Source organism: Demequina sp., assembly GCF_049841215.1.
GTDB lineage: Bacteria > Actinomycetota > Actinomycetes > Actinomycetales > Demequinaceae > Demequina.
The window spans coordinates 50,114-62,695 of sequence record NZ_JASGEO010000012.1 but is presented as its reverse complement, the minus strand read 5'-3'; the positions used below and the strand labels follow the sequence as shown (position 1 = coordinate 62,695).

The 12,582-nt window shown below is 66.6% G+C and carries 12 protein-coding genes; 3 read left to right on the top strand and 9 right to left on the bottom strand.

The annotated features are described in order from the left end of the window. Positions 1-352: hypothetical protein (locus QM618_RS05885; RefSeq protein ID WP_428095651.1), on the bottom strand; the 352-nt coding region annotated here is incomplete at its 3' end. A 270-nt stretch (positions 353-622) separates the two neighbouring features. On the opposite strand from QM618_RS05885, the gene QM618_RS05880 reads away from it, so the two are divergent. After that, a complete protein-coding gene (locus tag QM618_RS05880) occupies positions 623-1,198 on the top strand; it encodes an NADPH-dependent F420 reductase (protein ID WP_428095649.1) in 576 nt (191 codons plus the stop codon). Between the two features lie 102 nt (positions 1,199-1,300). On the opposite strand, the gene metZ is transcribed toward QM618_RS05880, so the two are convergent. Then, positions 1,301-2,521 carry an O-succinylhomoserine sulfhydrylase gene (gene metZ / locus QM618_RS05875; RefSeq protein ID WP_428095647.1) on the bottom strand — a complete coding sequence of 407 codons (1,221 nt, stop codon included), beginning with the start codon at positions 2,519-2,521 and terminating at the stop codon, positions 1,301-1,303. Positions 2,522-2,629: 108 nt separating this feature from the next. Here metZ and QM618_RS05870 point away from each other — a divergent pair, with 108 nt between their 5' ends. Beyond that, positions 2,630-4,072: a glycoside hydrolase family 43 protein gene (locus QM618_RS05870; RefSeq protein ID WP_428095645.1), complete on the top strand. Its 1,443-nt coding sequence runs from the start codon at positions 2,630-2,632 to the stop codon at positions 4,070-4,072. Between the two features lie 12 nt (positions 4,073-4,084). On the opposite strand, the gene QM618_RS05865 is transcribed toward QM618_RS05870, so the two are convergent. The 4 genes from QM618_RS05865 to QM618_RS05850 are packed head-to-tail and all read right to left on the bottom strand — an operon-like array spanning position 4,085 to position 9,203. Next, positions 4,085-4,504 carry a rhodanese-like domain-containing protein gene (locus QM618_RS05865; RefSeq protein ID WP_428095643.1) on the bottom strand — a complete coding sequence of 140 codons (420 nt, stop codon included), beginning with the start codon at positions 4,502-4,504 and terminating at the stop codon, positions 4,085-4,087. Positions 4,505-4,555: 51 nt separating this feature from the next. Then, a complete protein-coding gene (locus QM618_RS05860) occupies positions 4,556-6,589 on the bottom strand; it encodes an FtsX-like permease family protein (protein ID WP_428095641.1) in 2,034 nt (677 codons plus the stop codon). Then, positions 6,586-8,463: an FtsX-like permease family protein gene (locus QM618_RS05855; protein ID WP_428095639.1), complete on the bottom strand. Its 1,878-nt coding sequence runs from the start codon at positions 8,461-8,463 to the stop codon at positions 6,586-6,588. Before QM618_RS05855 ends, QM618_RS05860 begins: the two co-directional genes overlap by 4 nt. Beyond that, a complete protein-coding gene (locus QM618_RS05850) occupies positions 8,460-9,203 on the bottom strand; it encodes an ABC transporter ATP-binding protein (protein WP_428095637.1) in 744 nt (247 codons plus the stop codon). Before QM618_RS05850 ends, QM618_RS05855 begins: the two co-directional genes overlap by 4 nt. Positions 9,204-9,307: 104 nt before the next feature. Here QM618_RS05850 and QM618_RS05845 point away from each other — a divergent pair, with 104 nt between their 5' ends. Beyond that, positions 9,308-9,664, top strand: a complete 357-nt coding sequence (locus QM618_RS05845; RefSeq protein ID WP_428095635.1) for a hypothetical protein — start codon at positions 9,308-9,310, stop codon at positions 9,662-9,664. On the opposite strand, the gene QM618_RS05840 is transcribed toward QM618_RS05845, so the two are convergent. The 3 genes from QM618_RS05840 to QM618_RS05830 all read right to left on the bottom strand — a co-directional run bounded on the left by QM618_RS05840 (position 9,661) and on the right by QM618_RS05830 (position 12,577). Beyond that, the gene (locus tag QM618_RS05840; protein WP_428095633.1) at positions 9,661-10,878 is read right to left on the bottom strand and encodes a serpin family protein; all 1,218 of its coding nucleotides are present in this window, start codon (positions 10,876-10,878) and stop codon (positions 9,661-9,663) included. The genes QM618_RS05845 and QM618_RS05840 overlap by 4 nt on opposite strands. A gap of 260 nt (positions 10,879-11,138) precedes the next feature. Then, a complete protein-coding gene (locus tag QM618_RS05835; RefSeq protein ID WP_428095631.1) occupies positions 11,139-11,789 on the bottom strand; it encodes a response regulator in 651 nt (216 codons plus the stop codon). After that, the gene (locus QM618_RS05830) at positions 11,786-12,577 is read right to left on the bottom strand and encodes a sensor histidine kinase (protein WP_428095629.1); all 792 of its coding nucleotides are present in this window, start codon (positions 12,575-12,577) and stop codon (positions 11,786-11,788) included. The genes QM618_RS05835 and QM618_RS05830 overlap by 4 nt, the downstream gene beginning before the upstream one ends. Between the last annotated feature and the right edge of the window lie 5 nt (positions 12,578-12,582).

Here is a 12,582-nt window from a genome sequence, read left to right as displayed (position 1 = left end):
TCAGTCCGCCCTCGAGAGCCGCCTTCAAAGGCCGGTCTTCACTCATTGCCGACCCTGCCCGTACCAGTTGGTGTCCTTCACTGGGGGTGGCACCAATCAGGGACGCCACCATTTGTGGTGCGGACCCATACCCTTCCACGCGCGCGAGCCCTCCCGCACCATCCTCCGCGCTAGAGCGGCGCTGCACCTCCCCAGCGACCACCGCAATCACGCGATCCATCGCACCCTTCGCATCGCCCGCAGCCTTCAACAGCTTCACCAACTCGGTGCGTGGCACGCACGCAAGATCAACGCCCTCGAACCCGCGCAACAACGCGGTCCGGGCATCGACATCGCTCAGCGAAAAGGTCATGACACCACCCTCCTGACGGGGTCTGACATAAACACCTCAAACGCCGCGATTATCGCCTCACCGTTATCAAAGCGTTACCAAATGTGGATAAACCACCCAAAGCGCGGATCTGTGGATACCAGTGAGACGCCCTGGTGGTGCCGCGAATTGGTACACGGCTTTCGGGATCGCCACCAGGCCAAGAAAGCCAGTGCCACCCGGAATAAACATCCAAACACATTAGTTGAGACGTCAAGTAACCTCATTATCGAGTCAACAAGGGAGCACATCATGACCCACGTCACCATCATCGGAACCGGCAACATGGGCACCGCCATCGGCGGCCTCTTCGCCGCCGCCGGCGCCACCGTCGACTACGTCACGCACGAAGACCTAGGCACAGCACAGATCGCCGGCGACACCGTCGTCCTCGCCGTCCCGCACCCCGCGGTCAACGACATCCTCGCCACCAAGAAGGCTCAACTAGCAGGCAAGGCAGTCGTCGACATCACCAACCCCGTGAACTTTGAGACCTTCGATGGCCTCGTCACAGAGCCCGGCACCTCCAAGGCCGCGGAGATCCAGCAGCAGCTCCCCGACAGCCACGTCGTCAAGGCCTTCAACACCAACTTCGCCGCCACGCTCGCAAGCAAGAAGGTAGGCGAGAACCAAACAACCGTTCTCCTCGCCGGCGACAACGCCGATGCCAAGGCCGCCCTCGCATCGACCCTCACCGCCGCCGGCATCCGCGCAGTAGACGCTGGTTCGCTCAAGCGCGCGGTGGAGCTCGAGGCGCTGGGCTTCCTGCAGATCACCCTCGCGGCAGGCGAGAAGACCTCCTGGACCACCGGCTTCGCTCTGCTCTAGCCAAGCGGGTGCCCTAACCAAGCGGGCGCTCTAGCCAAGCCGGCCCGACGCTGGGGCAAGCAAGCAAGAAAACCCACCCCAGCGTCGGGCAGGAAGCGCGGGCTAGACGGCAGAGAGAGCCTGGTCGATATCCGCGCGCAGGTCCTCGAAGTCCTCGAGCCCGATGGATAGACGCACGGTCGCGGAGCACATGCCAACGGCCGCGCGGCCCTCGGGCCCAAGCCGCCGATGGGTGGTCGTCGCCGGATGAGTCGCGATCGACTTGGCATCGCCAAGATTGTTCGCAATAACAACCAAACGCAGCGCATCAAGGAACCGATACGTCGCCGCTTTGGCCTCATCGCCATGCGGATCCACGCCGTCGGGCAGCGCAATATCTATGGTCACCAACGTCCCGCCGAGCGTCATCTGCCGCTTCGCCAACTCATGCTGCGGGTGGGACGGCAGGAACGGGTGGCGCGTCACCGCAACGCGCGGGTCGCCATCAAGCCACTCGGCCAAAGCCAGCGCCGTCGCGGCCTGCGCGCGCACACGCACCCCAAGAGTTTCCAGGGACTTTCCAAGCACCCACGCAGTAAACGGCGACATCGTGGCCCCCATGGTCCGCACCATCGTGCGCACCTTCTCCACGTACTCCGCAGACCCGAGCACCGCCCCGCCAAGAACCCGGCCCTGGCCATCGATGTGCTTGGTCGCCGAGTAGACCACAGCGTCGGCCCCCATCTCGAGCGGCCGCGAACCAAGCGGCGTTGCAAACACGTTGTCCACGATGAAAATCGCCCCAGCCGCCCGCGAGAGACCGGCAACGAACGCAATATCCACCAAGTCCTGCATGGGGTTAGACGGCGACTCAACAAACACGGCGTCGGCAGGAGTTGCCAACGCCGCCTCCCACGACGACGCAACGTGCCCATCGACATAGTCGACGACGATCCCCCAGTTGGCGAAGTACTCGTTGAACACCACCAGCGAAGACCCAAACAGCGCCTTCGACGCCACCAGCCGCGACCCCTGCTTCAACACGCAGGCGAGGGACACAAACACCGCCGCCATGCCCGTGGCCGTGGCGAAGCAGTCCTCTGCCCCCTCGATCGCCGCGAGCCGCTCCTCGAACATTGTCACCGTGGGGTTGCCGTAGCGGCTGTACTGGTACCGATCCAGCTCGCCGTTGAACGCGGCCTCCGCCTCCGCGGCGTTCCCGTACACGTAGCCCTGCGTGAGGAAGATGGGCTCCGCCATCTCGTCGAACGCGGTGCGGTGGATGCCGCCATGCACCGCGATGGTGTCTGGCTTCAGCGGGGGACAGTCGCTCGGCTCGGTCATGGGGAAAGGCTACCGGCCCGACGCTACGGCCGGGTTGGGCACTCGGCGCACCGCTGGGGGGCGAAGGGCCCTGTCGAAGCGCTTCCGTGGCGCCGTACGCTAGGCACCATGACCTCCGCATCGCTGCAGCCGATCATTCCCGGCTTCTATCCGGACCCCACGATCTGCAAGGTGGGCGGCGACTATTACCTCGCCAACTCAAGCTTCGAATACTTCCCGGGCGCGCCCCTGTGGCACAGCACCGACCTGATCACCTGGACGCAGATCGGCAACATCCTGACCACGCGCGAGCAGTTCGTTGAGGGCGTCTCGCGCCCCTCCGGTGGCATCTACGGCTCCACGTTGCGCCACCATGACGGCCTCTTCTACTTCATCACCACGAACGTCAGCGACTACGACTCGGGCCAGGTGGTGGTGACCGCTACCGACCCCGCAGGCCCGTGGAGCGCCCCCATTCACATCCGTGAGGCCATCGGCATCGACCCCGACCTCGCGTGGGACGAGGACGGCCAGGCCATCCTCACCTACAAGAACCTCGAGTTCGACAAGGGCACGGCTGGCGTCATGCAAGCTCCGGTTGACCTCACGACTGGTGCGCTTCTCTCCCCACTTCAGTCCGTGTGGCAGGGCACCGGCGATGCCCACCCGGAGGGTCCGCACCTCTACAAGATCGGCGACTGGTGGTACATGTTCCTCTCCGAGGGCGGCACCGAACGCGGCCACGAAATCACCATCGCCCGCGCCGAGCGCCCAAGCGGCCCTTTCGAAGCCTGCCCAGCCAACCCCGTGTATACGAGGCGTTCTACCGACTACCCCGTGCAGAGCGTCGGGCATTCCGACCTTGTCGAGACGCCCGACGGCGGCTGGGCAATCGTCCACCTCGCCAACCGCCCGCGCGGCTCAACGCCCGGCTTCCACGTGCTTGGGCGCGAGACGTTCCTCGCCGGCGTGGAGTGGATTGACGGGTGGCCGCGCGTGCTGCCCGAGGCTTTCGACATCCCTCCCGTCGACACCGCCTTCGAGGACGACTTCTCCGGCCCCCTCGACCCCCGCTGGGTGGTGCCAGCGGGGGACATCGCTTCCGTAAGCGTCTCCGGCGAGGGCACCTCCGTGCCCGCCGGTCAGTTCCTCTGCTTCCGCGCTCGGGACCTCCGCTGGCGTGCCACGGCCGTGCTGAGCAGCGGCGGGTTCGAGGTTCGCATGGACCCGTCACACGGCATCGGCGTGCGCCTGGCCGACGGCGTGGTCACTGCATTCGTGAGGATTCAGTCTGCGGTGGCTGAGTTGGGAGTCGCGTCGGTTGGCGCGGGTGCGGTTGCGGTGACGCTCGCCGCAGAGGACGCCATCAAGCCGCACGTGAACCTAGGCGACGCTGGGCCGGACGACATCGTGGTCTACGTGGAACTCGACGGTGAGGCGACGGAAATCGGCCGCTTCGACGGCCGGTACCTCTCCACCGAGGTGGCGTCAGGATTCACCGGTCGTGTGATCGCTCTGGGCGCCGAGGACGCGACTACCAGGGTTGCGCGAGTGGAGTACCGCTCCGCCTAACTCCGTCAGCGCCTAGTTCTTCCAGGGCAGGCCGCGAACCTTCCAGCCTTCGGTGTTGCGGGTGCCCGCCGCGTCGGCCACCCCTTCGAAACCCTCGAGGATGTTGTACGACGGGGTGAGGCCCATCTCGGTGGCGGTGATCGCCGCGCCAATGCTGCGCTGCCCAGAGCGGCACAGGAACACGATGGGCGTGCCAGGCTCCACTCCGGTTGCCTTGAGCTCCTCGGCGAACGTGGGGTTGGGGATGCCACCTGCGCGCACCCACTCGATGAAGTGCGCCTCTTTGCCAAGCTCGGAGACGTCGGGGACGCCGATCTGTTCCCACTCCATGACGGTGCGGACGTCGACGAGAAGGGCGCCGTCTCGCACCATGTCCCATGCCTCTTGAGGCGTGACGTCACCGGCGTAACTGTGGGTGGGGGCTGTGTCCATGGGGTCAGTCTAGGCAGAGACCGTTGCTGGACCGCTAGTGCCCCTGCGTGGCTACGAGACCCTCCCCGTTTCGGCGGCGCGTGGTGTGAGCTGTGGCGTACGTGCGGCGCTCGCGATGGCCAGAGCACTGAGTGCTGAGCACAGCAGCGCTATCCCCACCACCATGCACGTGGCGCGCACGGAGACGCTCATGGCCACGTATTCGACCGATTCAGAGCCCACGCCGGTGATGCTCCCGTGGGCGATCGACACCGCGATGAGGGCGGTGGCAAGCGCGATCCCCACCACCACTCCCGACACCAGCGTTATCGCCTGTGCGATGCCCGCCCCCGCGCGCGTCTGACCGGGCGTGACTCCCAGCGCCTCACGCGTGGCGCGCTCGCGGGACGTCACCGTGGTGGTGGCCACCGTGATAATCGTGGACAAGAGCGCCAGCACGCCAAGCACGACGGCAGCCGCGGGTCCAGTCCACGTCTGCCAGGCGACCGCCTGCAGTTCGCCAGGGCTCAGGACGTAGTGCGGGTCCACGTAGTCGTTGATCATGCTGAGCATCGTGCCGATGCTCGCGAACAGCATCGCCCCTGTGCCGAGCGCCATGAGCAGGGCAGGAACCGTGAACTGGCGTGGTCTCGCGACGATCGAGTCGCCAGCGACAAGCGCGGCCTTCTCGGGCCGGCGAGACAACCATCGGCCAAGCGCGGGCAACAGCCATCGCAGCGCCTCATTGGCCACCACGAAGCTCAAGCCAATGAACAGCCACCACGCCAGTTCTCCGTACAACGGCGCGCCATTGACCTCCGTGGGATCCGCAGACACCACAGCCAGAGTTCCAGCGACCGCCCACGCGATGGCCACGGGCCAGAACGAGACGCGGCGTCCCACCTGGGCGTTGGTGATGTCGTTCTCGGGTTTGAGAGCCGCGGTGGGGCTCACGCGCGTTGCCCAGAACGCGGGAACTGAGGCGACCACCACCGCGAGCAGGCTCGCCAAGACGGCGGCTCCCACCACCACCAACGGAGTCCATATCGGCACCGACGCGATCGCCGCTCCCGGCACGTCGCCATGCACTAACCCAAGGTGCACCGCGGCGCCGGCAAAGCCCAGGAGCGAGCCTGCGGCAACCCCAATGATCGCGAGCAGCCCGGCCTCGACGCACGTCGCGAGCACAATGTGCCGCTTCGACGCCCCAAGCGCCCGTGCCGTCGCGACCCACTGGGTGCGGGATTGGGCTTGGGCGCGTCCAAAGGCGAATGCCATGGCGATGGCGCCGATGACGAGGACTACCGCGGCCATCGCTACCCAGATGCTTGCGTTGTTGGTGCCAGTCTCGAAGCCGTACGCGTTTGCTGCGGGCTGTGTCAGGGCGTCATTGAGAACGGTGCTCTCGCCGTCCCAGTACAAATCCAGGTCGTAGTACGTTGGTTCGTCGTCTCCGCGAAGCTCGCTCAACTGCTCGGTGTAGAGCGGGAAGTCGTCCCACGCCACGAGGACCTCTGGGTAGCCGTATAGCGACAGGCCAGCGCTGTCGAAATTGGAGACCGAGATGCCCGAGACGGTGACCGAGGTTACGAGCGGCTGTGGAACGTCTACCTCGCCGTACAGTGGGATAGCGTCGCCCAGGCTAACTCCAAGGACGTCCGCGACGGCTGCGGTCAGCACCACCTGTCCGGAGGAGGGCGGCTCGCCGTCGAGTAGCAGTTGGTCCCAGTCCAGGTCTCCCATCGCGGCCGTGACCTGGCCGTTGTATTCGGGGTCACTGCCTGGCAGCGCCGAGAGTCCCCAGACCCTCGCATACGCCGCAACTCTGGTTCCTTGAGCCTGCGCGGTCTCCACGTCTGCCGCGAGATCCGCAGTGTCGAAAAGGGGCAAGCCCACGTCGGGGCCGCCCGTGGCCCCCGAGCCGATAGAGGTGTACTCGGCGTCGAACACGAGCGCAGCGCCCATGTCCGTCGATGCCTGGCGCAAGGTTGTCGACAGCAGCGCCCCGTACACTGCGGTCGCCACAGCAAGGGCCACCACGACGGCGGCCCAACCGATGTACCTTCGCTGCGAGCGCACCTGCTCGCGAGCCAACGACCAGATCATCGAACACCCCCAACGGTCGAGTACTGCAGATCCTCTACGGGCGTGTGCGTGCGCCGAGTAACGGCCGTGATCCACACGGTGATGCCCACCACGCTCACGGTGATGAGCACCGCGCAGAGCAGCACCACCCACGCCACGGAGCCGAACGCGGTGGCGAGGTAGGAATCGGTGATCACTCCCGTGAGTGAGCTCCGTGCACGTTGAATCAGCGTGATGACAAAGCGTGTGATGCCTCCGAGGCCGGTGCCGACGACCATGGCGAACGCGGTGATCGTGACGGTCTCTACGACGAGCGCGCGGCGCAAGGCGACGCGAGTGGCGCCCATCGCCGCGAGCGTCGCGTCGTCACGGCGCCGGGCCCGCGCCACGCCAACTCCGAGCGCCACCATGGGCGTTCCAAGGAGCAGTGCCAAGAACGCCCAGTAGGCAAGGTTCACCAACCACATCGAGTTGCCGTTGCTGCTGGCCGTCTGACCCGAGCTCTCCCAGCTGTCCTCGCCGGGGCCGTACGGACTGAGATCCCACGCCGCTTGCGTCACCTCGTCGTTGAGAGCGGGATCCGTGGAGTAGATGAGGTAGGTGACGGCATCGGCGCTTGGCACCATTCCGGCCGACGCGCTCGTGAACGTCTCGCAGCAGGTCACGATGGGCACGATTCCTGTGGGGATGAAGCCCCAGTTGGGATCGCTTCCCTCATGCAGGTGGCCTGACCCGTTCCACAGGTTCTGTGCGATCGCGGATGGGTGCTCGGTGAGGATCTGGGCGAGTGCTGGATCGTATTGCCGCACCTCATTCGGATCCACGGCAAAGAGGTAGCCGGGATTGCCGCTCGCGTCCCCGATGTCTCGCGTCTGCGGCATGATGACGCCCGCGACCCCGTCAACCGCGCGCAACTCGTCGGCGAATGCCTCGGCATCGATATCGGAGCCGAATGTGCGGAAGCCCAAGTACGTGGGGCTGAGTTGAGTGGAGGTATCGACGGACGCCGCCGCGCCAAGCAGATACCCGAACGAGCCAAGCACCACCACCAGCCTGCCGCCGGCCCGCGTGACGGTGCCCGCGCGGGCGGCAACGATCGACCCGGCAGGGCGGGGGACGCGAGCGGCGACCCAGGTCAAGACAGCGGGCACCGCGGCTTGCGACGCGGGAATCAGCACAAAGAGAGCGAGCGCGAGCATCGCCACAATCGCTACCGCAACCGCTATGCCTATCGTGTTCGACACATAGAAGCTGGGCGCAAGGTCATAGGCGAGCGCGATCCCTGCCACCACGCCGCTCGCGAGCGCCGTCACTACGGCGAGCGCCACCCCCAGGCGGCGACGTCCGCGCCCGCTCTCGACTGGCTTCGCGTCCTCGTAGAGCCGCTCAACGGGCGTGCGGTGGGGTCGCGCTGCGTCGATCACGTGTGCAAGCACCAGCGTGCCGATGGTGGATAGCGCTACAACGAGACGTCCGGTCCACATGTAGGCATCGGTGCTGAGGGGCCATCCGGACTGCACGAGGATGATCACCTGCGTCACGCCGCTCACCACATACGCCCCGCCAACCACGAGCGCGCCGTCCCGCAGACCGCGCGACGCGGCCGCGCGCACGGCCGAGCCGCCAGTCTCGCCAAGCGCGGCTCGTACTGCAAGGTCATGTGGCCTGCTCGAGTCGCGAATCCCCAGCACGGACACCTGAATGATCCCCACCACGACGAGCGGGAACGCGATATACAAGAGCACTGGCAACAGCACCCAAAGACCATGAGCGCCGCCCCACCCGTTGTACATCGAGCAGTTGCTGGGATCGCAGTTCAGCCGGTCCCATGGCTGGAACACCATCATGGCCAGGAGCGCGAACGCGCCCCCCACCCCGGCCGCAAGCTTTCTCATCGCTCTACCCCCGCGAGTGCGTCGAGGCCCGCAAGCACAGCGTCGGGCGTTGGATCGTTGACGTGCCCTGCCACCTGGCCGTCCGCAAACAGCAGCACCCGGCCGGCGTACGAGGCTGCCGTTGGATCGTGCGTGACCATCACCACGGACTGGCCAAGCTCGCGGCACGACTGCCGCAAGTGCGACAAAATCTCCGCGCTCGCGTGCGTGTCCAGGTTGCCGGTTGGCTCGTCGGCGAGGACCACGCGCGGGCGCGTGATGAGCGCGCGCGCTATCGCGACGCGCTGCTGCTGACCGCCGCTGAGCTCGAACGGGCGGCGCTCCAGCTCACGCCCAATGCCAAGCATGTCGGTGAGCGAACCCAGCCACGCGTCGTCGGCCGGAAGTCCGTTGAGCCGCAGCGGCAACACGATGTTGTCCCGCGCGCTCATGGTCTGCAGCAGGTTGAAGCCCTGAAACACGAATCCCACGATGCGCCCGCGCACCTTCGCGAGTTCCTTGTCTTTGAGCGCCGTGATCTCCTGATCGCCCACCCACACCTGGCCGGAGTCCGGGCGGTCGAGTCCCGCGAGCAGGTGCACCAGCGTGGTCTTCCCGGAGCCCGAGGGCCCCATCACCGCGGTCAGCACGCCCTCGTCGATGTCGAGGTCCACATGGTTGACGGCCGTCACCGCGGACGCTCCCGCGCCGTACGTCTTGGTGAGCCCTCGCGCCCTCAGCGCCAGCTTCGTGTCGTTCATAGGCCCGACGCTACGGCCGGCCTGGGTGGGAGCGCGTCGGACCGTGGGATGGAGGTGGGTAGTACCTGGGTATCGCTGGCGCCGAGGCGCCTATCATTCCCTGCGTGAGGCACACCGAGGATCACGACGTCTGGGGGCCGGACGACCGCTGCGACGTGCTGATCATGGAAGACGACGGCACGGTCACCCGGTGCGGGTACGTGCGGTCGGTGGTGGCGTTCGACCTCCGGCCAGACATGCCAAAGCCGCCGGCGCCGCGCGCTCCCAAGATGGCGCGCAACGTGATCATTGGTGTTGTGGTGGTAGTTCTCGGCCTGCTAATTGCCTTGGACTGGCTCGCATTCTGGCTCTACGTGTTTCGCAACGATGACAACCCAAACCTCGCCGTTGCCTTCATCTTTCGAATCGCGGCGAGCGGCGCGTACGCGGCCGCCGCTGTTTGGCTGTGGAGGCGGCGTTAGGGTCCGTCCGGGTCAAGGACCCGGCCCACGAACTCGATGGCGCCGGTCTGGGTATCGCGGATCACGTAGATGAAGGGCTTGTCCGCCTTCACCTCGATGGGCGGCTGCATTGGTGCTGAGCCGGCATCCATCCCCACCACTGTTGCGGCGGCCGCCTCCGTGCCCTTCTCGTCGACGATGACCTTGACGCCGTGGGACGCGGAACTGATGTAGAGGTTGGGGCCGATTCCGTCCAGGCCGATGACGTCGTAGATGCCCTTCACGCCGAGCGTGGTCTCCATTGCCTCGCGAAGGTCCGTGCTCGACTCCACGGTGAACTTGGGCAGGGTGAGCGCGAACTCGGTGCCCTCGAGGTGCGCGTTGATGGTGGCCAGAACCTCCGGGAGCGTGCTGTCGACCTCATCAAACCGGCCTTGATCAGGGACGATGATGAGCATCTCGGTATCGCCCTCAAGGTATGGCTTCACGCCAGCCGCCCAGCCGTCGCCCACGGCCGCTTCGCCCCACACCGTCTGATGCATGAGCGGCACCGTGGACGTGGAGCCGTCGAGGTGGGTGAAATCGCCGTCGCTCGTGGCGTCTTTCTCGAACGGCTCGTCCCAGTCGGCCTTCATGTACACCGTGTTGGCGAGCATCACGCGAGAGCGATCATTGAACGTGTTTGGCTTGACGAGATCCTTGATGAGGCCCGTAGTTTCATCGGAGATCCAGCCGTTGACGCGCTTGGCCGCGGCGTCAGGGTTCTTCACCATCGGAATGGGTTCAGCGCCCGCGCCAAAGTAGGTGGCGAGCGTGACGCGGTAGTCCTCGTTGGGGGTGAACGCCTCATCGGTGAAGAGCCGGTTCGCGATGGTGAGGATCTTCCCCTCTTGGTCGCTCCCGAGAGCGAGATCCAGCGCGTTGAAGGCCTCAAGGCGCTCGTCCCCGGAGGCAGGGAAACCGAAGAAATCGCTGAGGGCGCGTTCTAGGTCTCCGGTGGCCCCAGCGTCGGCCATTCCAAAGGCGAGGCCAATGCTCACCGGCGACACCGCGGTGTTCGCGCCGTCCTTGCGAGCGGCCAGGTAGATCTGGAGGCCCGCGTCGTTGATGCCGTCAACCAGGGCGGGAACGTTCTCTTGATCGGTGATGGGCCTATCGACCACCGGATCCGCGTAGGCGGCGGCGCAACCGGTCAGCACCAGCGCGGTGGCGAGGAACGGCAGGGATCGCCTCATGCAAGAAGGACGGAGCGGACGCGCATTTCGTTGGGGTGCGCGAATGTGCCGCTGAGGTACGGATCCTGCCGCCTGACGGCTCCTGTTGGTGCATGAGGTACATGTGCCGGTTGGTCCTTGAGGGGAGCCGATCTGTGGTGAGCAATTCCGGCGCATCAGGGTCTCCATGCCGGAATGTACCTGAGTGCCATTCGGGAGCTGTCGCGGGCGCGATTCCGTACCTCAGCGCACATTTCGCGTGGACCCGGTGCTGGGCCCACTCAGCCCTGCGGTGTGACGAGCCCCGCTTCATGCGCCATCACCACGGCCTGGACGCGATCCCGCGCGCCCAACTTGGCAAGCACGCGGCCCACGTGGGTCTTCACCGTGGGCTCGGCCAGGAACAGCTCCGCGCAGATCTCCTGGTTGGATTTGCCGCGCGCCATGAGCAGCAGCACCTCGCGCTCGCGGTCCGTGAGGTCGTCGAAGTGGTGGGTGCCGGTGGGCTCTGGAAGGTGGGCGAGGCGCGTCAGCAGCCGTCGCGTCGAGGACGGCGCAATCACCGCATCTCCGGCATGCACGGAGCGGATCGCGTGCAGCAGGTCTTCCGGGGGCGCGTCTTTCAACAGGAAGCCAGAAGCGCCGGCTTTGATCGCCGCGACCACGTACTCGTCCAGGTCAAAGGTGGTGAGGATGATGACCCTGGCGTCGCTCGCGGCGGTCAGCGCCGCACACGCGGCGATCCCGTCTGTGCCGGGCATGCGGATGTCCATGAGCACCACGTCCGCGGCAGCATCCGGCAGCACCCGCAGCGCCTCGTCGCCGTCGCCCGCCTCGGCCACCACTTCCATGTCGGCCTGCGAACCCACCACCATCCGGAAGCCCGCGCGGATGAGCTGCTGGTCGTCGACGAGCGCAACGCGAATGGTCATGGCGCGAGGCTACCCGCGCCAGCGTCGGGCGTGCCAAGCGGAAGGCGCGCCTTCACCACGAAGCCGCCACCCGCTCGCGGCCCCGCGGACAGCGTGCCGCCGAACAACGCCACGCGTTCGTGCATCCCGGTGATCCCCGTGCCGGAGCCGTCCCCGCGCGCGGCGGCGCCGCGGCCGTCGTCGCTCACGGTGAGCGCAACGCCGGCGTCCTCCCACGTCAGTTGTACATACGCGGTTGGGCTGGGACCTGCGTGTTTGAGGACGTTAGTGAGCGCCTCCTGCGCAACGCGATACAGGGTCAGACCAGCACCAATGGGCAGCGGCCGAGGGGTTCCGGTGGTGACGAAGGAGACGTTGAGCCCTCCCTCGCGCATCGCGCTGACGAGCACCGGGATGTCGTCGAGCGAGGGTTGCGGACCCATCGCGGCCACCCCGTCGCCGTCGCGCAGAATGCCGAGCAGCGCGCGCATCTCGGTGAGCGCGGAACGGCTTACCTCGGCGATCGTGTCGAGGGTGCGTTGGGCCGCCTCGGGGTCCGTCTTCGCCGCGAACCGCCCGCCGTCTGCCTGGGCGACCACCACGGACAGTGTGTGGGCCACGACGTCGTGCATCTCTCGAGCGATGCGGGCGCGCTCGGCCGCAGCGGCAAGCTCGGCACCTGCCGCAGTGTCGCTCGCGAGCTGCTGCTCGAGGCCGGAGACCCTGCGCGCGAGGCGTCGGGAGCGCCACCAGAAGGTCGCCGCCGCCGTGGCGCCCAGCACCGCGAACGCCCACGCGACCCACTCCATGCGCC

Excerpts from the sequence above, each read along its gene's own strand:
- QM618_RS05830 (WP_428095629.1), bottom strand. The coding sequence starts at position 12,577 with ATGGAGTGGGTCGCGTGGGCGTTCGCGGTGCTGGGCGCCACGGCGGCG.
- QM618_RS05835 (WP_428095631.1), bottom strand. The coding sequence starts at position 11,789 with ATGACCATTCGCGTTGCGCTCGTCGACGACCAGCAGCTCATCCGCGCG.
- QM618_RS05860 (WP_428095641.1), bottom strand. The coding sequence starts at position 6,589 with ATGATCTGGTCGTTGGCTCGCGAGCAGGTGCGCTCGCAGCGAAGGTAC.
- QM618_RS05840 (WP_428095633.1), bottom strand. The coding sequence starts at position 10,878 with ATGAGGCGATCCCTGCCGTTCCTCGCCACCGCGCTGGTGCTGACCGGT.
- QM618_RS05870 (WP_428095645.1), top strand. The coding sequence starts at position 2,630 with ATGACCTCCGCATCGCTGCAGCCGATCATTCCCGGCTTCTATCCGGAC.
- QM618_RS05880 (WP_428095649.1), top strand. The coding sequence starts at position 623 with ATGACCCACGTCACCATCATCGGAACCGGCAACATGGGCACCGCCATC.
- QM618_RS05855 (WP_428095639.1), bottom strand. The coding sequence starts at position 8,463 with ATGAGAAAGCTTGCGGCCGGGGTGGGGGGCGCGTTCGCGCTCCTGGCC.
- metZ (WP_428095647.1), bottom strand. The coding sequence starts at position 2,521 with ATGACCGAGCCGAGCGACTGTCCCCCGCTGAAGCCAGACACCATCGCG.
- QM618_RS05865 (WP_428095643.1), bottom strand. The coding sequence starts at position 4,504 with ATGGACACAGCCCCCACCCACAGTTACGCCGGTGACGTCACGCCTCAA.
- QM618_RS05850 (WP_428095637.1), bottom strand. The coding sequence starts at position 9,203 with ATGAACGACACGAAGCTGGCGCTGAGGGCGCGAGGGCTCACCAAGACG.